The sequence below is a fragment of the Streptomyces sp. 4N124 genome (assembly GCF_052245395.1).
Lineage (GTDB): Bacteria > Actinomycetota > Actinomycetes > Streptomycetales > Streptomycetaceae > Streptomyces.
Genome location: NZ_JBQQBS010000010.1, coordinates 78,099 through 94,444, shown reverse-complemented (window position 1 = coordinate 94,444; position 16,346 = coordinate 78,099). Strand labels below are relative to the sequence as shown.

At 71.7% G+C, this 16,346-nt stretch carries 18 protein-coding genes; 11 read left to right on the top strand and 7 right to left on the bottom strand.

The window, feature by feature from the left end; translation table 11 throughout:
- The first annotated feature begins 241 nt into the window (after positions 1-241).
- The 6 genes from ACTWQO_RS12975 to ACTWQO_RS12950 are packed head-to-tail and all read left to right on the top strand — an operon-like array spanning position 242 to position 3,955.
- Positions 242-424 (top strand): hypothetical protein, encoded by a 183-nt coding sequence (locus ACTWQO_RS12975; protein ID WP_301986386.1) that lies wholly within the window; start codon positions 242-244, stop codon positions 422-424.
- The gene (locus ACTWQO_RS12970; protein ID WP_443237418.1) at positions 421-873 is read left to right on the top strand and encodes a monovalent cation/H+ antiporter complex subunit F; all 453 of its coding nucleotides are present in this window, start codon (positions 421-423) and stop codon (positions 871-873) included. The genes ACTWQO_RS12975 and ACTWQO_RS12970 overlap by 4 nt, the downstream gene beginning before the upstream one ends.
- Positions 866-1,117 carry a hydrogenase subunit MbhD domain-containing protein gene (locus ACTWQO_RS12965; protein ID WP_443237417.1) on the top strand — a complete coding sequence of 84 codons (252 nt, stop codon included), beginning with the start codon at positions 866-868 and terminating at the stop codon, positions 1,115-1,117. The genes ACTWQO_RS12970 and ACTWQO_RS12965 overlap by 8 nt, the downstream gene beginning before the upstream one ends.
- The gene (gene mbhE, locus ACTWQO_RS12960) at positions 1,114-1,851 is read left to right on the top strand and encodes a hydrogen gas-evolving membrane-bound hydrogenase subunit E (RefSeq protein WP_443237416.1); all 738 of its coding nucleotides are present in this window, start codon (positions 1,114-1,116) and stop codon (positions 1,849-1,851) included. Before ACTWQO_RS12965 ends, mbhE begins: the two co-directional genes overlap by 4 nt.
- Positions 1,851-2,198, top strand: a complete 348-nt coding sequence (locus ACTWQO_RS12955) for a sodium:proton antiporter (RefSeq protein ID WP_443237415.1) — start codon at positions 1,851-1,853, stop codon at positions 2,196-2,198. The genes mbhE and ACTWQO_RS12955 overlap by 1 nt, the downstream gene beginning before the upstream one ends.
- Complete coding sequence (locus ACTWQO_RS12950; RefSeq protein ID WP_443237414.1) at positions 2,198-3,955, top strand: complex I subunit 5 family protein; 1,758 nt, start codon at positions 2,198-2,200, stop codon at positions 3,953-3,955. Before ACTWQO_RS12955 ends, ACTWQO_RS12950 begins: the two co-directional genes overlap by 1 nt.
- Here the strand turns inward: ACTWQO_RS12950 and ACTWQO_RS12945 are convergent, their stop codons facing one another.
- A complete protein-coding gene (locus ACTWQO_RS12945) occupies positions 3,956-4,636 on the bottom strand; it encodes a DUF4230 domain-containing protein (protein ID WP_443237413.1) in 681 nt (226 codons plus the stop codon).
- A gap of 111 nt (positions 4,637-4,747) precedes the next feature.
- Complete coding sequence (gene otr(A), locus ACTWQO_RS12940; protein WP_443237412.1) at positions 4,748-6,613, bottom strand: tetracycline resistance ribosomal protection protein Otr(A); 1,866 nt, start codon at positions 6,611-6,613, stop codon at positions 4,748-4,750.
- Positions 6,614-6,812: 199 nt separating this feature from the next.
- Here otr(A) and ACTWQO_RS12935 point away from each other — a divergent pair, with 199 nt between their 5' ends.
- Positions 6,813-7,766 carry a ribose-phosphate diphosphokinase gene (locus ACTWQO_RS12935; protein ID WP_443237411.1) on the top strand — a complete coding sequence of 318 codons (954 nt, stop codon included), beginning with the start codon at positions 6,813-6,815 and terminating at the stop codon, positions 7,764-7,766.
- Between the two features lie 39 nt (positions 7,767-7,805).
- Here the strand turns inward: ACTWQO_RS12935 and ACTWQO_RS12930 are convergent, their stop codons facing one another.
- Entirely contained in the window at positions 7,806-8,186 is a 381-nt protein-coding gene (locus ACTWQO_RS12930) for an anti-sigma factor antagonist (RefSeq protein ID WP_443237410.1), read from the bottom strand.
- Positions 8,187-8,308: 122 nt separating this feature from the next.
- Complete coding sequence (locus tag ACTWQO_RS12925; protein ID WP_443237409.1) at positions 8,309-8,746, bottom strand: MarR family winged helix-turn-helix transcriptional regulator; 438 nt, start codon at positions 8,744-8,746, stop codon at positions 8,309-8,311.
- A gap of 116 nt (positions 8,747-8,862) precedes the next feature.
- On the opposite strand from ACTWQO_RS12925, the gene ACTWQO_RS12920 reads away from it, so the two are divergent.
- Together ACTWQO_RS12920 and ACTWQO_RS12915 are read left to right on the top strand one after the other, a co-directional pair.
- Entirely contained in the window at positions 8,863-10,317 is a 1,455-nt protein-coding gene (locus ACTWQO_RS12920) for an aldehyde dehydrogenase family protein (protein ID WP_443237408.1), read from the top strand.
- A 25-nt stretch (positions 10,318-10,342) separates the two neighbouring features.
- Complete coding sequence (locus ACTWQO_RS12915) at positions 10,343-11,449, top strand: NAD(P)-dependent alcohol dehydrogenase (RefSeq protein WP_443237407.1); 1,107 nt, start codon at positions 10,343-10,345, stop codon at positions 11,447-11,449.
- A gap of 6 nt (positions 11,450-11,455) precedes the next feature.
- Here ACTWQO_RS12915 and ACTWQO_RS12910 read toward each other — a convergent pair whose 3' ends face one another.
- Complete coding sequence (locus tag ACTWQO_RS12910; protein WP_443237406.1) at positions 11,456-12,406, bottom strand: NADP-dependent oxidoreductase; 951 nt, start codon at positions 12,404-12,406, stop codon at positions 11,456-11,458.
- A gap of 71 nt (positions 12,407-12,477) precedes the next feature.
- Here ACTWQO_RS12910 and ACTWQO_RS12905 point away from each other — a divergent pair, with 71 nt between their 5' ends.
- Positions 12,478-13,425, top strand: a complete 948-nt coding sequence (locus ACTWQO_RS12905; protein WP_443237405.1) for a GlxA family transcriptional regulator — start codon at positions 12,478-12,480, stop codon at positions 13,423-13,425.
- Positions 13,426-13,446: 21 nt separating this feature from the next.
- Here ACTWQO_RS12905 and ACTWQO_RS12900 read toward each other — a convergent pair whose 3' ends face one another.
- Both ACTWQO_RS12900 and ACTWQO_RS12895 read right to left on the bottom strand, forming a co-directional pair.
- On the bottom strand, positions 13,447-14,010 hold the full coding sequence (locus ACTWQO_RS12900) for a TetR/AcrR family transcriptional regulator (protein WP_443237404.1): 564 nt from the start codon (positions 14,008-14,010) through the stop codon (positions 13,447-13,449).
- On the bottom strand, positions 14,007-14,369 hold the full coding sequence (locus ACTWQO_RS12895) for a DUF1304 domain-containing protein (protein WP_443237403.1): 363 nt from the start codon (positions 14,367-14,369) through the stop codon (positions 14,007-14,009). Before ACTWQO_RS12895 ends, ACTWQO_RS12900 begins: the two co-directional genes overlap by 4 nt.
- A gap of 253 nt (positions 14,370-14,622) precedes the next feature.
- Here ACTWQO_RS12895 and ACTWQO_RS12890 point away from each other — a divergent pair, with 253 nt between their 5' ends.
- A complete protein-coding gene (locus ACTWQO_RS12890; RefSeq protein ID WP_443237402.1) occupies positions 14,623-16,341 on the top strand; it encodes an ATP-binding protein in 1,719 nt (572 codons plus the stop codon).
- Positions 16,342-16,346: the final 5 nt, after the last annotated feature.

Sequence of the window (16,346 nt, the reverse complement as noted above, 5' to 3'; positions counted from 1 at the left end):
GGCCATGCGGTCCTCCAGTCTTCAACTTCCCCTTGTTGTAGGGCGGTTACCCGCGAACCGGCCGAAGATGCCGCCGCGCGATCCCGGCCCCCGGTTTCCCCGCGTGCTGCAGGGGCACTCCGGGCGGAGACCCGCGCGCCGTCACACCGCACGGAGGACACGGTGTTTGGATGGCGCGAAAGCGGCGTAACTGGATGTATCGCCGCGTCGGTCGACGGTCGAGGCTCGGGAGGTGTGGCGTATGAACCGGCGTACGACACTTCTCGCCACCGCCGAGATCCTGGCGTGGTGGGCGGCGCTCTCCGTGCTGTGGCTGGTCCTCGTCAGCACCGTGGACGCCCTGGAACTCGCGGTCGGCGCGGGCGCCGCGGCTGTGGCCGCCCTCGCCGCACGGGCCGCGCGCAGGGCGGTGGCCGGACGGTGAACGGCTGGATGTCGGCGGCGGCCGTCGTCCTCGCGGGCGGCGTCGGAGCCATCCTCTGGGGCGTCGCCACCGGACCGCTGCGGCGCGCAGTCGTGGCGCAGAACCTGGCCACCGCGTTCGCCTGCCCGGCCCTGCTCCTGCTCTCCCAGGCCTACGACCGCCCGTCCTACGTCGATGTTGCCCTGGTCCTCGCCCTGCTCGGCCCTGTCGGCACGCTGGTCTTCGCCCGGCTGCTCGCCGACGAGCTGACCGCTGATCCGCCGAGCGCCTGGGGCCTGACGTGGACGGCCGCGGGTATCGGCGCTGTGGTCGTGCTCGTGCTGTGCGTGGCCGTGGGACCGAGCCGGGCCATGGTGAAGCTGCTGGTCACCGGCGCGCTGCTGATCGGCGGGAACGTCGTCGCGTCCCGCGCGCTGTCCGGCGGATTCGGTGGAGTCCGCCGTGGTTGACGCCGTCATCGTCATCGCCCTGCTGCTGGTCGCCGCGACCGCGACCCTCGCGGTCGCCGTCCGCGACCCCGTGCGCCAGGCTCTCGTGCTGGCCGTCCTCGGTGTCGTCCTCACCGTCCTGTTCACCGTGCTCCAGGCACCCGACGTGGCCCTGTCGCAGCTCGCCGTCGGATCCGCGCTCACCCCGCTGTTGCTGCTGCTCACCGTCCGCAAGGTCAAACGACCCAAGGGACGCGACCGATGAGCCCGCGCACCCGACTGTGGCTCGTCCTCGCGGCCGGCGCCGGTCTCGCCGTCCTGCTGGTGGCCGCCTGCCTGGACCTGCCCCGCTTCGGCGGCGACCGGCACCCCTACGGCGACCGTGCCGTGCGCGAGGCGCTCGCCCGGAACGCCGCCAACACCGTGTCGTCCGTCAACTTCGACCAGCGCGCCTTCGACACCCTCGGCGAGATGAGCATCCTGTTCGCGGCCGTCCTGGGCTGCGTCGTGCTGCTGCGCCAGACCCGCGACGAGCACCGCGCCCGCCCCGAACCCGCCGAAGTCGCCCTCCCCGTACGCCGCTACGCCCTCGTGGTGCTGCCCGTCGCCCTGCTTACCGGCCTGTACGTCATCGCCCACGGGCAGCTCACCCCCGGCGGCGGCTTCCAGGGCGGCGTCGTCGCCGCGACCGCCCTGCACCTGCTCTACCTGGGCGCCGACTACCGCGCCCTGGAACGCGTCCGGCCGGTCGGCCTCTACGAGGTCGGCGACGCGCTCGCCGCCTCCGCCTACGTCGTCACCGGCCTCGCGGGCCTGATCGGCACCGCGGCCTTCCTGGCGAACACGCTGCCGTACGGCACGTTCAACACGCTGTCCTCCGGCGGTACCGTCCCGTTGCTGAACGCGGCCATCGGCATGGAGGTGGCCTGCGCGGTCGTCGTCCTGCTCGCCCGTTTCCTGGACCAGGCCGTCGAGATCGAGGAGGAGAGCGGGAAGTGATGGACGTACTGCCCTACCTGGTCGCCATGTGGGTCTTCCTGGCCGGCTGCTATGGCCTGGCCACCAGCCGCAATCTGATCCATGCCGTCGGCTGTCTGACCGTGTGCCAGTCCGCCACGTACGTCCTGCTGCTGGCCGTGGGCTACCGCGACGACGCCACCGCGCCCGTCTTCTCCGACGTACAGCCCGGTTCACGGCCGGTCGTCGACCCCGTCGTGCAGGCGCTGGCCCTGACCGACGTCGTGGTAGGCGCGACCGTCACGGCGCTGCTGCTCGCGCTCGTCGTGCAGATCTCCAAACGGCACGGCACGGTCGACCCCGACGAACTCTCCGAGCTGCGCGGCTGATGAACGACCTGCTGCCGCTGCTCGTCGCCGTACCCGTCCTCGGCGCCGCCCTGCTGGTCGCGGGCGGACGCCGGCTGCCCCGGGTCGCCGCCGAGTCCGTGGGCTGCGCCGTCTCGGCCGGCACGGCGGGCCTCGCGATCGTGCTGCTCCTCAACTCCTCGCCGCCGCACATCGAGTGGGTCGGCGGCTGGCGGCCGAAGGACGGGGCAAGCGTCGGCATCGTGCTGACCGGGGACGGGCCCGGGCTCGGGATGGCAGCGCTCGCCTCGCTGCTGACGCTCGCGGCCCTGGCGTACTCCTGGCACTACTTCGACGAACCACCGCGCCGCCACGCCGGGTCGTTCCCCGGCCTGATGCTGCTGTTCCAGGCGGGCATGTGCGGCTTCGCCGTCGCGGGCGACCTGTTCAACGCGTTCGTGTTCTTCGAGCTGATGAGCGTGGTCGCGTACGCGCTGACCGGGCACCGGGTCGAGGAGGCGAAGGCAGTGCAGGGCGCCCTGACCTTCGCGGTCGTCACCTCGCTCGGCGCGTACGCGATGCTGATGGGCATCGCGCTGCTGTACGGCCGTACCGGCGAGCTGGCCATGACGCAGATCGGGCGGGGGATCGACGCGCACGGCGGGCCCGACGCGCTGGTGCTCGCCGCGTTCGTCCTCGTGCTGACCGGTCTGCTGGTGAAGGCCGCCGCCGTGCCCTTCCACTTCTGGCTCCCGGACGCGCACGCCGTCGCGCCCACGCCGGTGTGCATGCTGCTGTCGGGCGTCATGGTGGAGCTCGGCGCGTACGGCGTCTGGCGGGTGTACGGCACGGTCTTCGCCGGGCCCGGCGGGGTTCCCGCGGCCGACCTGGAGCAGGTCCTGGTGACGCTGGGGGCGGTGACGGCCGTGATCGGCGCCGTCATGTGCTGGTACCAGCGGCACATCAAACGGCTGCTCGCCTACTCGACCGTCGCCCACATGGGGCTGTTCCTCATCGGCATCGGAGTCCTGATGCCCAAGGCGGACGACGGGGTCGCGCTGTACATGCTCGGCCACGCCGGGGTGAAGGCCGCGCTGTTCGCCTGCGCGGGCATCCTGCTCGACCGCTACGGCAGCGTCGACGAACACACCCTGCACGGACGGGCCAGGCAACTGCGGGGCGTCGCGGTGCTGTTCGCGACCGGGGCCGTGGCCCTCGCCGGGCTGCCGCCGTTCGGCACGGCGCTCGGCAAGGCCGTCACGGAGGAGGCCGTGGGCGGCCCGCTGACCGTGCTCTACGTGGCGGCGACCGCCGTGACCGCCGGAGCGGTGCTGCGGGTCGGCGCGCGTGTGTTCCTCGGGCTGGGACCCAGGCCCGAGGACGGCGCGGAGTACGAGACGACCGGCTCCGGCGAGGAACCGGAGACCGGGCAGCGGCTGCGCCGGGTCCCCGACACGATGACGGCCGTGCCCGCGCTGCTGCTCGCCGGCGCGCTGACCGTCGGCGTGGCCCCCGGATTCGGCGATGTCGTGGCGCACGCCGTGAACGAGGCCGGGTCCGGTGGTGCGCACGTCTCCGTGCACTGGACCCCGGTCGGTGTTCTGCTCGGTCTCCTCTCGACGCTGCTGGCGGCGGGCCTCGCGGCCGTCGCCGTCACCCGTCCCGGACTGCTCGCCGCACCGGAGTGGGCACTGCCGCTGCGGCGACTGCAGTCCGGGCACGTCGGCGACTACGTGGCATGGATGCTGGTGGGCGCCGCACTGCTCGCCGCGCTCGCCATGCCGGGGGTCCTCGCCTGATCAGGCGCCGTTCTTCGGCCCCGACCCGTACGAGACCTCCACCTCCTTGAAGCCGAGGGAGTGCAGCAGGCCTTCGAGCATGTCGGTGGTGTTGGACTCGGCGCGCTTGGTCAGCCCGCTGCCCTTGGCGGCGTCGCCGATGTGCCGCGACGCGAGCTTCTGCACGGCCTGTTCGCTGTTCGGGTTGTCGGAGAAGAGGTCGCCGAGCCGGTCGAGCAGACCGCGCTGCTTGGACACGGCGTAGGAGCGCTCGGGGTCGAGGGCCGGTTCGCCCAGTGCCGCGTGCGGCAGCCGGAGCGTGGCGGACGTACGGTCCTCGTTGACCGTCACGTCCTGCTTGCCGACCTGTCCGAGGTCGACGTAGGCGTCCACGGTGCCCGCGCCGACGTACAGCGTGCGGGTGCCGCGGATCGCGTCGGGAAGGTACTTGGCGTCCTTCTCCAGGTCCACGACGACCTGGAAGTTGCCGGAGGCGGCGTCGTAACGGCTGATGTCCTGGATGGACTCCAGCAGTGCGGGGCCCGAGCGGTCGTGGGTCTCCGTACCGAAGAAGTCCTTCAGGCCCGGGAGCAGACTCAGCCGGATCCCGGCGAACATCACGGCGAGCACCAGTACGACGGCGGTCACCAGCTTCGCCCAGCCGGGCATGCGCCTGGGTATGCGCTTGATGGAAGTCGTCATGGCGACGGTCCTCCCTTCCTCCCTGACCGAATGCCCCTCAAAACCCGTGTCAGACCGGGTTGTTGGGCAACCAGGACAGTTGACGCAGGCGCGCACCGGCGCACGCGGTACCTAGGGGCGAGCTCGCAGTTCCCGGTCGCCGGACGGCCGTGACCACCACACTCCCTCGCCGCGCGTGAGCCCCGGCAGCCGCAGCTCCACCTCGCGCACCCTGCGCGCCGGCAGCTCACCGGTGATCAGCCATGACGAGCCCGCGCTCGTCGTGCCCGTGAACTCGGCTCCGAGTGCCGCCAGTTGCGCGGTGACCTGGGCCAGTGCGTCGAGCGGGATCTCCGATTCGAAGGTGTGGAAGGGCTCGTACGGGCGCGTTCCCGCTCGCTCCAGGGCCCGGCGCAGCACGATCGGGGTGAGGCCGCGGAAGTCGGCCGCCGTGCTGATCGGCGCGGAGTAGCCGGACCGGATCAGGGTGACCCGGTAGTCCGTCACGGCCGCGCCGGACAGCCCGGCGTGCAGCGTCGCGTGGACCGTGTCCTCGATGGCCTGGTGGAAGGCGCGAGGGAGTGCGCCGAGTTCCGTCTCGTACGTGAACACGCCACCGGAGCCGAGAGGCCCCGGCTCGATGCGCAGCCCGATCGTCGCCCAGTAGCGGGTGTGATCGTGCCACGGCATCTCCGCGCAGGCCTCGCCCCTGCCCCTCGGCCGCTCCAGGAACCGCACCCGGCCCGCCGCGAAGTCGGCCTCGACTCCGAAGTCCTGGGCGAGTGTGGCCGCGAGCACCTCCATCTGGACCTCGCCGTAGAGCAGCAGCGCCGTCCCGCCGGAGTCTGCGGGCCGGGCGTGGATCAGTGGGTCCTGGTCGGCGAGGGCGAGGAGGGCGGAACGCAGCCGGGCCGCCTGCTCGGGGCGCCGTGCCCGGACCAGGGTCTCCAGCGTCGGCGGTGCGAACTGCGGGGCGCGGTCGGTGAGTTCACCGAGCCGGTCGCCCACGCGCAGACCCGCCGGGACGGTGAGCGCCGCGATGTTCCCGGCGGTGAGCGTGCCGCCCCCGCCGATCACGTCGAGGCGCGTCACCCGGCCGGAGACCTCGGTGGTCCGGCCGTCCGCCTCCCGCCGCAGGAACGTCACCTGCTGACGCCGGTTGACCTCACCGTCGTACAGCCGCAGATACGCCGTCCGCTCCCCGCCGGGACCCGGTCGTACGGCGAAGACCGTGCCGCGCGGCTCGGTGCCCTCGGTCGCCGGGGCCGGTGGGATCAGCCGGAGCACGCTCTCGACGAGGTGCGTGACGCCCTGGCCGCCGAGCGCGGAGCCGAAGAGGACCGGGTGGAGGGAGCCGTCGGCGGTGCGGGCGGCGAGGGCGGTGCGCAGGGTGTCCGGGGTCGGTTCGGGACCGTCGACGACGGCCGCCAGGATGTCCGGGTCGACCTCGGCGAGGGCCTCGGGAAGCCTTGGGTCGTCCTCGCGCAGGGGTGCCACCCGGGCGTCGGGGGTGCCGATGCCCGTCACGTCCGTGAGCGGGACGACGTACGGAGTCAGTCTGCGGCGGATCTCGGTGAGCAGCTCCGTCGTGCGGGCGCCGGTGCGGTCGATCTTGTTGACGAAGACCAGGGTGGGCAGCCGCAGCCTCCGTAGCGTCCTCATCAGTACGCGGGTCTGTGCCTGCACGCCCTCCACGGCGGACAGCAGCAGCACCGCGCCGTCGAGGACCTCCAGGGCGCGCTCGACCTCGGCGATGAAATCCGAGTGGCCGGGGGTGTCGATGAGGTTGATCCGGGTGCCGCCGGCCGTGAACGAGGCGACGGCGGAGCGGATGGTGATGCCGCGCTGCCGCTCGATCGCGCCGTCGTCGGTGCGGGTGTCGCCTGCGTCGACGCTGCCGAGCCGGTCGATCGCTCCGTGGTCGAACAGCAGCCGCTCGGTGAGGCTGGTCTTACCGGCGTCGACGTGGGCCAGAATTCCGATGTTCAGGGTGTGCATGCGGGGTCGAGTCCTCGAGAACCGTCGTCCAGTAGGGGCGCTGGGAGATTCCGAGGAGTCGGCGCATGCGAGCGATCCTGACCTGAGGGGGTGTGCGGACGCCGCCATGATGGCCTGCTGTCCGATGCGGTCCGCAACCGAATTTCCTTGGTCAGTAGCATGAGGGCGGCAGCCCGGAATGATCATGCGAGGAGCGGACGTGCGAGACATCGCCGTGTTCAGCGGTAGCGCCCACCCCGAACTGGCGGCGGAGGTCTGCCGGCATCTCGGCGTGCCGCTCAACCCGATCCGGGTCAGCCGGTTCGCCAACGACTGCCTGGAGGTGCAGCTCCAGGCCAACTGCCGAGAGCGGGACGTCTTTCTCGTCCAGCCGCTGGTCACCCCCGTCCAGGAGCACCTGGTCGAGCTGCTGATGATGTGCGACGCGGCCCGCGGCGCGTCCGCGCGCAGGATCACCGTCGTCATGCCGCACTACGCCTACGCCCGCTCCGACAAGAAGGACGCGCCCCGCATCTCCATGGGCGGACGGCTCGTCGCGGACCTGATGGTCGCCGCCGGCGCCAGCCGGGTCCTGGCCATGACGCTGCACTCGCCGCAGGTCCACGGCTTCTTCTCGGTGCCCGTCGACCACCTGCACGCACTGCGCGAGCTGGCCGCGCACTTCCGGCAGTACGACCTGACCCGCACCACCGTCGTCTCACCGGACCTCGGCAACGCCAAGGAGGCGGCCGCCTTCGCACGGCTGATCGGCGCCCGGGTCGCGGCCGGCGCCAAGCAGCGGTACGCGGACGACCGGGTCAGCATCAGCTCCGTCATCGGAGATGTCGCCGGGCGCGATGTCATCGTGCTGGACGACGAGATCGCCAAGGGCAGCACCGTGCTCGAACTCCTCGACCGGCTGCGGGAGTTGGGGCCGCGGTCGATCAAGGTCGCCTGTACGCACGGCCTGTTCGCGGCCGGTGCGCTGAAGCGGCTCAGCGAGCAGCCCGACGTGGACGAGATCGTGTGCACCAACACCGTGCCGGTGCCCGCCGAAGAGCACACGGACAAGCTGCGGATCCTGTCCATCGCCCCCGCCCTCGCCGAGGCCGTGCGCCGCATTCACAACGGTGAGTCGGTCAGCGCCCTGTTCGACGCGCCGCGGAGCGAATAGGGACCTGAACAGTTGACCAAGATCCTCAAGTAGCCGCCGTCAGACCTGACCGGACGTGGCCTCGGGCTGGCCCAGGGCCGCGTCCAGCGTCGGCGCCGGAGGCAGCAGCCGCGCCAGTCCGGTCACCCGGAGGATGCGCAGCGTCAGCGGATGCGTGCACACGAGATGGAGCTGTCCGTCGCGGTCGAGCACCCTGCTCCTGGCCCGGTAGAGGAGGCGCAGCCCGGAGCAGTCGAAGAACTCGACCCCGCTGAGGTCGAGCACGACCCGGGGGCCTGATCCGGTGGTCGCCCGGTCGAGGAGCGGGATGATCTCCACGCACGCCGCGATGTCGATCTCGCCGCGAAACTCGAGCACCGTGAAGCCGCGGTCCTGCCGGATGCGCAGATACCGGGTGAGAGGTGCGGGTTCCTGCGGCACGACGACGTCGCCTCCAACCGGTTCCCTGGGCGGCAATTCCTTTTCCCGCCCAGCAAGTTACCCCCGATCGAGCGAATCTGCGCAAGTTCGATTGACATATGTCTTCGTGTCGCCCACAAGCGTTACGACAGTGCGTGCCAGGCCCGGGAGAGCGCCTGCCGGAACTGCTCGGTCTGGTGTGCCGTGAGATCACGCACCATCCGCTCCTCCAGCTCCCGCACCGGCCCGGAATGGCGCTCGAGCAGCTCCCGGGCGGCGTCGGTGAGCAGGATCAGCAGCTCGCGCCGGTTGCGCGGGTTGCGTTCCCGGCGGACCAGGCCGCGGCCCTCCAGGGAGCGGACCAGGTCGGCGATGGACTGGGCCGTGACGAACGAGTCACGGGCCAGCTGTGCGGCCGACAGTCCGTCGTGTCGCTCAAGCACGGTGAGCGCGGTGTACTGGAGAGCGGTGATCCCGGACGGCTTGACCAGCTCGTCCAGGTGCGAGCGCACGACGAGCTCCACCTGCTTGACCATGTACAGCAGTGACGGGGGCGCCTTGGTTGCCTGGGTTCCGACCATGAGATCGAGCCTAGAGCATTGACAGGAAACCTGTCTGTAAAGAGACTGCGAACCATACGACACACCAACAGGAATCCTGTTGGTTGAAAACTTGGCAATGAAGCTGAGGAGTGGTGATGACCACCTTCGAGATCGAACCCGGACGGCTGTTCATCGGGGGGCAGTGGCGAGAGGCCGCCGACGGAGCGCGCACCGAGGTGGTCGACCCGTCCCGGGGCACGGTCGTCACCACCGTCGCGGAGGCCGGCGCCGCCGATGTGGACGCCGCCGTACGCGCCGCCCGGGAGGCCTTCGACGACGGCACCTGGTCCGGTCTGAGCGGCCGTGAGCGGGGCCGGATCCTGCACCGCGTCGCCGAGCTGATCCGTGAGAACGCCGACGAACTCGCCCGGCTGGAGAGCCTCGACGTCGGCAAGCCGATCACCCTGTGCCACGCCGTCGACATCACCAACGCGGCCAACGACTACGAGCACTACGCGGCCCTCGCCCACTCCCTGCACGGCGCCAACCGCGACACTCCCATGAACGCCCTCGCCTACACGAAGCGTGAGCCGCTCGGCGTGGTCGCGGCCATCACACCCTTCAACTTCCCGCTGATCCTGGCCGGTTCGAAGCTCGGCCCCGCCCTCGCGGCCGGCAACACGGTGGTCCACAAGCCGGCCGACGAGACCCCGCTCAGCGCCCTGTACATGGCCAAGCTGCTCCAGGAGGCGGGCGTCCCGGACGGCGTGGTCAACGTCGTGACCGGCACCGGCCCCGTGGCCGGTGAGGCACTGCTGCGTCACCCCGGCGTGGACAAGGTCGCCTTCACGGGCTCCACCACCGTCGGCCGGCACGTGGCGAGCGCGGCGGGCGAGGCCCTCAAGCCGGTCACCATGGAACTCGGCGGCAACGCGGCCCACATCGTCTTCGAGGACGCCGACCTGGAGAAGGCGGTCGGCGCGGTCATCAAGGCCTTCGTCTTCAACACCGGCCAGTTCTGCATGGGCGGCCCGCGCCTGCTCGTGGCCCGCTCCGTCCACAGCACCCTCCTGGGCATCCTCGCCCAGGCCGTCCCCGGCGTCCCCGTGGGCGACCCCCGTGACCCCGAGACCGTCGTCGGACCGATGGCGGGGCCGAAGCACCTGGCGAAGGTCGAGGAGTACGTCGACCTGGCCCGCAAGGAGGGCGGCCGCATCGTCTGCGGCGGCGAGCGGCTCGACCTGGACGGCGGCTACTACTACAAGCCCACGGTGATCGCCGATCTGCCGAACGACTCCCGCGTCGTCCAGGAGGAGGTGTTCGGCCCGGTCCTCACCGTGCAGCCCTTCGACACCGAGGACGAGGCCGTCGAGCTCGCCAACTCCACGCCGTACGGCCTGGCTTCGGGCATCCAGACCGGCAACCTCGCCCGCGCGCACCGCGTCGCCGACCGGCTCCAGGCCGGCATCGTCTGGGTCAACGACTGGGCGATGCTCGACCCCGCGGTCCCCTTCGGCGGTGTCAAGGACTCCGGGTTCGGCCGCGAGTACGGCCCCGAGGCGCTCGCCGCCTACACCAAGGTCAAGTCCGTCGTCGTCTCGCTCGACTGAGCGCCGCCCTCAAGGAGTTCCTGCGATGTCCATCACCACCCGCGCCGCGGTCGTCGAGTCCGGCGGTGCGCCCTTCACCCTCTCCGACGTCGTCCTGGAGGAGCCCGGCCCGCACGAGGCGCTCGTCCGCATGGTGGCGACCGGCCTGTGCCACACCGACCTCGGCGTCGCGAGCGGCGGACTGCCCTTCCCGCTCCCGGGAGTTCTGGGACACGAGGGGGCCGGGGTCGTCGAGGCCGTCGGTTCCGCCGTCACCGGCGTCGCCCCCGGCGACCACGTCCTGCTGTCCTTCACCTCCTGCGGCGGCTGCCGCAACTGCCGGGGCGGGCACCCCGCGTACTGCGCGACCTGGCTGCCGCTGAACCTCATCGGGGGCCGGCGGGCGGACGGCAGCAGCACCGTCAGCCGGGACGGCGAACCGCTCGGCGGCCACTTCTTCGGCCAGTCCTCCTTCGCCGAGCGGGCCTTGGCGGACGAGCGCAGCCTCGTCAAGGTCGACGCGGACGTACCGCTGGACTCCATCGCACCCCTGGGCTGCGGGGTGCAGACCGGAGTGGGTGCCGTCTGGAACGTCCTGAAGCCGGTCACCGGCAGCACGGTCGTCGTCCTCGGCGCCGGAGCCGTCGGCCTGTCCGCGGTGATGGCCGCCGCCCTCACCCCGGCCACCACGATCATCGCGGTCGACAAGGTCGGCGAACGACTGGCCCTGGCCAAGGAGTTGGGCGCCACCCACACCGTCAACGCCGGCGAGGCCGACCTCGGCGAGGCGATCGCGTCACTGACGGGCGGTCAGGGCGCCGACGGCATCGTCGAGACCACCGGCAGCGTCGCGGTGCTGCGCCAGGGCGTCGACGCGCTCGCCGCCCGCGGCACCCTGGTCGTCGTCGGCGCCCCGCCGTTCGGCACGGAGGTGTCCCTCGACGTCAACGGGCTGCTCGGGGGCAAGCAGATCGTCGGCCTCACCCTCGGCGACAGCGAGACGCAGACCCTCATCCCCGCCCTGGTCCGCATGGTGAAGGAGGGCCGCCTCCCGCTGCACCGCCTGATCAGCACGTACCCGTTCGCCGACATCGACCAGGCGGTGCGCGACATGAGGGCGGGCAAGACGATCAAGCCCGTGCTCACGTTCTGAGCGACGTCAGTCGACCAGCAGGACCAGCTTCCCCGTGGTCCGGCCGGTGCCGCCGAGCCTGTGTGCCTCGGCGGCATCGGCCAGCGGGAAGGTGCCGGCGATCGCGGGGCGCAGCTTCCCCGCCTCCACCAGCTCCGCGATCGCCTTCAGACCGCTGTGCGAGGCGTCCACGAGCATCCGCAGCGACCGGACACCGAGCCGCTCGGCCTCCTCGTGGAAGTCGTCCGAACCCACCGGCAGGATCGAGACGACGATCCCGCCGGGGCGCAGCACGCGCAGCGAGCGTGTCGAGGTCTCGCCGCCGATCGTGTCCAGGACGACGTCGACGTCCTTCACGGCCTCGGCGAAGTCCGTCTCCCGGTAGTCGACCGCCTCGTCCACGCCGATCCCGCGCAGGAACTCGTGCTTGCCCGCGCTCGCCGTGCCGATCACATACGCGCCCCGCGCCTTGGCGATCTGCACGGCCACGTGCCCGACCCCGCCGGCCGCCGCGTGGATCAGCACCCGCTGCCCCGGCCGCACGTCCGCGTACTCCACGAGCGCCTGCCAGGCGGTCAGGGACACCAGGGGCAGGGCGCCCGCCTGCGTGTGGTCGAGCGAGGCCGGCTTGTGGGCGAACCAGCGCGCCGGGGCGGCGACGTACTCGGCGTGCGAGCCGTGGCCGAACGGGTACGACAGCATGCCGTAGACCTCGTCGCCGGGCTGGAAACGGGCGACGCCGATCCCCACGGCCTCAACCGTGCCGGAGACGTCCCAGCCGAGGACGAAGGGCGGCTCGCCCAGGAAACCGCCGGTGGCGCGGTGCTTCCAGTCGGTCGGGTTGATGCCGGCGGCGCGCACCCGGATCAGTACCTCGTTGGTCCGCGGCACGGGCCGCTCGATCTGAACTTCCTTGAGGACCTCGGGACCGCCGAGGACGTCCTGGCTGATGGCTCGCATCGTGTTCACAGTGCTCATGGTCGTCCAGCCTGCCGGGGACTGCTCCTCGGGACAATGGCATGATGGCCACGCTTCGATAGGATCGTGCCATGCGACATGTGGAGCGGGTCGTGGTCCTGGCCCTCGACGGCGTCTATCCCTTCGAACTCGGCATCCCCAGCCGGATCCTCGGCGCGGCGGACGGCCGGTACGAGGTGCTGACCTGCACCGTCGACGGGCGCCCGGTCCGCACCAACGCGGACTTCTCGATCACCGTGGAGCACGGTCCCGAGGTGCTGGCCACCGCCGACACCGTGATCGTCGCGGCGGTCTCACCGTCCCTCGTCACCGCGGAACTCCCCGACGCGGTGGCGGCCGCGCTCGCGCTCATCCGGCCGGAGGCGCGCATCGTCTCCATCTGCACCGGCGCCTTCGTGCTCGCCGCGGCCGGACTGCTCGACGGCCGCACGGCGGCCACGCACTGGAACCTCGCCGACACCTTCCGGCGCATGTTCCCGCACCTCACGCTCGACCCGGACGTGCTGTTCGTGGACGATGACCGGATCCTCACCTCGGCCGGGGCCGCCTCCGGCGTCGACGTCTGCCTGCATCTCGTGCGCAAGGACCACGGCAGCGAACTGGCCAACACGGTCGCCCGCCGCTGCGTGGTCCCGCCGTTCCGGGACGGCGGGCAGGCCCAGTACATCGAGCAGCCGGTCCCCGAGGCCGGCGCCGCGAGCACCTCCGCCACCCGTGCCTGGGCCCTGGAACACCTCGACGAGCAGCTCACGCTGGCCCATCTCGCCGCGCACGCCCGGATGAGCCTGCGCACCTTCGCCCGCCGCTTCCACGACGAGGTCGGTCTCAGCCCCGGACGCTGGCTGATCCAGCAGCGTGTCGCCAGGGCCCGGCATCTGCTGGAGGCCAGCGACCTGTCCGTGGACCAGATCGCCGGCCGCGTCGGCTTCGCGACCGGAGCCTCCCTGCGCCAGCACCTGCACGCCGCGATCGGCGTCTCGCCGCAGGCCTATCGGCGGACGTTCCAGGCGGCGCACTGATCCGTTGCGGACGGAAGACCGTCACCGGCTGGCGTGCAGGGACACCAGCAACTGCCAGATCTGGTCGGCGACTTGCTCGGGTGATCCTTCGACGAGCCCGTGCAGCCAGTCGGCCAGGACACCGGCGAAGGTCGCGGCGACCGCGGACGCGACCAGGGGGGCGTCCGCCGCGCCCGCGAGCCGGCGCTCGGCCAGACTGCGGGCTCGTAGATCCCGGTGCAGGACGCGGCCGAGCGGGCCACCGCCACCCGGGCTCAACAGGGCGCGGTACAGGGCCGCGTGCGGGGCGAGGCCCACGAAGAACTCCAGCAGCGCGGCCGGCGCATGCACCGGATCGGGCCGGCCCCGCCAGGCGTGCAGCGCATCGACGGCGTCCCGCACGACATCCGCGCAGGCGTCCACGGCCAGCGCCTCCAGGTCGGCGTAGTGGACGTAGAACGTGGCCCGCCCGACACCGGCCCGGCGCACCAGCGCGGCGACCCCGACCTCCGCCAACGGCCGCTCGGCGCACTCCGCGAGCAGAGCCTCGCGCAGCCGCGCCCTGGTGCGGGCGGCCCGCGGGTCCTCGGGCACGCCGCGGGTCACTGTGCGACGAGGACGGCGGCCAGGGCGAGCGCGCCAGGCAGTGCCTGCGCGACCAGGATGCGGATGTTCGCGGTGACCGCGCCGTACACGCCCGCGACCACGACGCAGGACAGGAAGAACACCTGCGCCCTGAACCCGGTCGGATCCGCGGCGATCAGACCCCACACCAGACCGGCGGCGAGAAACCCGTTGTAGAGCCCCTGGTTGGCGGCCATCGGCGCGGTCGCCCGCGCCATCTCACGGTCGAAGCCATGGAAGGACCTGCCCGGCTTCTTCTGCCACAGGAACATCTCCATCACCAGGATGTACGCGTGCAACGCGGCCACCAGTCCGACCAGCACGCTCGCGACAGTCTCCATGCCTCACCTCTATTTTCTGGACGCCTGTCCACTATAGCTGGACACCTGTCCAGGAAAAGCCATGCCGGAGAGTGACGGAATCCTCACTTCCGGGAGGCCGTGAGGTTGATCCTTTCGGGTTCGCACCCGATAAGCTCCCCATCGGCGCTGCGAGTTGACGCGGTCACGATCCGTCGCCTCGCGGTGCGTACTCATGAGTGCGGCGCCCCTGCACACCCCCCCGTTGTTCGACGTGTTGCTTCGAAGGATGCAGATGGAACTCGCCACCCCGCCGCCGGCGGCGCGGGCCCCTGTCACCTGGTACAGCTGGTGGCTGATGCCGCTGTCCCTGGGAGGCGGGACGGTTGCCGCCACGTTCATGAGCTCCGAGCGAATAACCGTGGCCGTCGCCGGTGTCGCGGCGACGGCGGCGAGTTCCGTGTGCGTACGCCTGCTGCTGAGCACCCGCGCGCAACTGCGCCGCGCGGAGAGCTCCTTCCGCACCACACAGACCGAGCACTCCCAGCAGTGGCAGCAGCATGTCGCGGGCCTGGAACGGAAGTACTCCGCCGAACGTGCCGCCCAGGAAGCGCAGTTCGCGGACCAGGCCGGCGCCTATGAGGCCCGGCTCGGCGAACTGCGGGAAGGCTACGAGGCGCGGCTGGCCGAGCAGGCGGAGGCGTACGAGGCCCGGATCGCGGACCAGATCACGTCGTACGAGGCACAGCTCGCCGACCAGGCCGCGGTCTGGCAGGAGCAGCTGGCGCACCAACTCGCCGCGGTCGCCCGGCTCGCCGACGAGCAACTGCCCGAGTCGCTGGACCGGCTGCGCTCCGGTGAGGCCATCGACGACATCCTGCCGACGGTCGCCCAGTGCGCCAAGGTCGGCGCGGACCTCCAGGCCGAGCTGCGCAAGCTGCTGCGGACCGCCCTGATCGGCGTCGAGCGGGAATTCGACCGCTCGACCTCCGCCGAGCACGCCGTGATCAGCATCGGCAACCGCATCCACGTCCTGACCAGCAAACTGCGCGGCCGGCTGCACGAACTGCAGGGCGAACACGGCAGGCTGCCCGCCGTGGCGCGCGGCCTGATGGAACTCGACCAGGAGATCGGCCCCGCCGACTGTCTCGCCGCCAGCATCGGCGTGCTCGGCGGTTCGGACCGGCCCGGCCGGCAGTGGCAGGAACCGCAGCGGCTGCTGAGCGTGGTGCGCGGCGGCATCGGCCGGATCAAGGACTTCCACCGCGTCGACGTACGCCATCTGCCCGAACTCGGCGTCGACGGCGGCCTGGTGGACCACCTGACGCTGATCTTCGCGCACCTCCTGGACAACGCGGCGCGCTACTCGCCGCCCACCGAACCCGTCCTCGTCTCCGGCAAGGAGGTCCCGAACGGCGTCGGCATCGAGATCCAGGACTCCGGCAAGGGCCTGAGCGAGGAGAAGAAGCGGGAGGCCGAGCAGGCCCTCACCGGCACCGAGGCCGGCCCGGGCCTCGGCGGTATCTCCGAGGACGCCAACATCGGCCTGCGCGTCGTCGGTGCGCTCGCCCGCCGCTATGGCATCCGTGTCACCTTCGCGGACTCGCCCTGGCTCGGCACCTCGGTGGTCGTCGTGGTCCCGCACAAGTACTTCAGCCCGCTCCCCGCGACCACGCAGACCCAGGCCCCGGCCGCCCCCGCGGCCCAGGCCGCCGTGACCGCACCGGCCCGTGAACCGGCCCCCGCCGAAACCGTGGCCGAGCCCGTCGGCGACGACGTCGACACGACGCCGGGCGGGCTGCCCCGGCGCCGGAGCAAGCGAGGCGAGGCGGCCCGGCACCAGCCGGCCGAGCGGACCGAGGAGCGTGCCGTCGTCGCCGTACCACCGGACGCGTCCTTCGCCGGTCTGGCTGCCTTCGCCACCGCCGGACGTGAGCCCGGAGAGCCCGGCGCGGCCGTCGGCACGGCCGACCGCCGCGAGTCCACCGAGCCCCGCACTGAAGAGAGCGACTAGTCCAC

Bases quoted from the DNA above. Each gene is read 5' to 3' on its own strand.
- ACTWQO_RS12975 (WP_301986386.1), top strand. From the start codon at position 242: ATGAACCGGCGTACGACACTTCTCGCCACCGCCGAGATCCTGGCGTGG.
- mbhE (WP_443237416.1), top strand. From the start codon at position 1,114: ATGAGCCCGCGCACCCGACTGTGGCTCGTCCTCGCGGCCGGCGCCGGT.
- ACTWQO_RS12955 (WP_443237415.1), top strand. From the start codon at position 1,851: ATGGACGTACTGCCCTACCTGGTCGCCATGTGGGTCTTCCTGGCCGGC.
- ACTWQO_RS12950 (WP_443237414.1), top strand. From the start codon at position 2,198: ATGAACGACCTGCTGCCGCTGCTCGTCGCCGTACCCGTCCTCGGCGCC.
- ACTWQO_RS12945 (WP_443237413.1), bottom strand. From the start codon at position 4,636: ATGACGACTTCCATCAAGCGCATACCCAGGCGCATGCCCGGCTGGGCG.
- ACTWQO_RS12925 (WP_443237409.1), bottom strand. From the start codon at position 8,746: ATGGTCGGAACCCAGGCAACCAAGGCGCCCCCGTCACTGCTGTACATG.
- ACTWQO_RS12920 (WP_443237408.1), top strand. From the start codon at position 8,863: ATGACCACCTTCGAGATCGAACCCGGACGGCTGTTCATCGGGGGGCAG.
- ACTWQO_RS12915 (WP_443237407.1), top strand. From the start codon at position 10,343: ATGTCCATCACCACCCGCGCCGCGGTCGTCGAGTCCGGCGGTGCGCCC.
- ACTWQO_RS12910 (WP_443237406.1), bottom strand. From the start codon at position 12,406: ATGAGCACTGTGAACACGATGCGAGCCATCAGCCAGGACGTCCTCGGC.
- ACTWQO_RS12905 (WP_443237405.1), top strand. From the start codon at position 12,478: ATGCGACATGTGGAGCGGGTCGTGGTCCTGGCCCTCGACGGCGTCTAT.
- ACTWQO_RS12895 (WP_443237403.1), bottom strand. From the start codon at position 14,369: ATGGAGACTGTCGCGAGCGTGCTGGTCGGACTGGTGGCCGCGTTGCAC.
- ACTWQO_RS12890 (WP_443237402.1), top strand. From the start codon at position 14,623: ATGGAACTCGCCACCCCGCCGCCGGCGGCGCGGGCCCCTGTCACCTGG.